The sequence below is a fragment of the Thalassobacter sp. 16PALIMAR09 genome (assembly GCF_000765485.1).
In the GTDB taxonomy this organism is placed as follows: domain Bacteria; phylum Pseudomonadota; class Alphaproteobacteria; order Rhodobacterales; family Rhodobacteraceae; genus Thalassobacter; species Thalassobacter stenotrophicus.
This window is the reverse complement of sequence record NZ_JHAK01000038.1, coordinates 1-586: the sequence shown is the minus strand read 5'-3', so window position 1 is coordinate 586 and position 586 is coordinate 1. Positions and strand designations below refer to the sequence as shown.

The window sequence follows — 586 nt, the reverse complement described above, 5'->3', positions numbered from 1 at the left end:
GAAGAAGCGGACCTTGCGCCTGTGGTGCTCGATGGCCTGAACGCCGATTGCTGTAGCTGTGTGGCTCTTACCTGTGCCTGGACCACCAATAAGCACGACATTCTCGACCGCTTCGATAAACTCGCAGCGGTGCAGCTGCCGCACCGTCGCTTCGTTAATCTCGCTGGACGCAAAATCGAAGCCGGTGAGGTCTTTGTATGCGGGGAAGCGCGCCACCTTTGTGTGGTAAGCGATGGACCGTACCTCCCGTTCTGCGATCTCGGCCTTGAGCAGTTGTGATAGAAGCGGTGTCGCCGCTTCAAACGCTGGCGCACCTTGTGCGACCAAGTCTTCGACCGCATTTGCCATGCCATAGAGCTTGAGGCTGCGCAGCATGATGACGATGGACGCTCCGGCTGGATCATGACGCATGACGCTTCTCCCCAGTCTGTCTCAGGTCGTCATAGCGATCTACATTGGCCTCTGGTGTCGTCTGCAATGCCAGCGCGTTCGGCGGATCGACCTCTGGGTGATCTGTCGGTCTGCGGTCGATCAATCGGTGCAGCAGGTTCAGGATGTGTGTCTTGGTGGGGACACCTGCTTCAAG

The 586-nt window shown here is 58.2% G+C and carries 1 protein-coding gene and 1 pseudogene; both read right to left on the bottom strand.

What is annotated here, in order from left to right:
- On the bottom strand, positions 1–411 hold a 411-nt coding region (locus tag PM04_RS17260; RefSeq protein WP_038009170.1), incomplete at its 3' end, for an ATP-binding protein.
- Positions 401–586 (bottom strand): annotated as a pseudogene (locus PM04_RS17255) (IS21 family transposase); the annotation flags it as partial. The gene PM04_RS17260 and the pseudogene PM04_RS17255, both read right to left, overlap by 11 nt.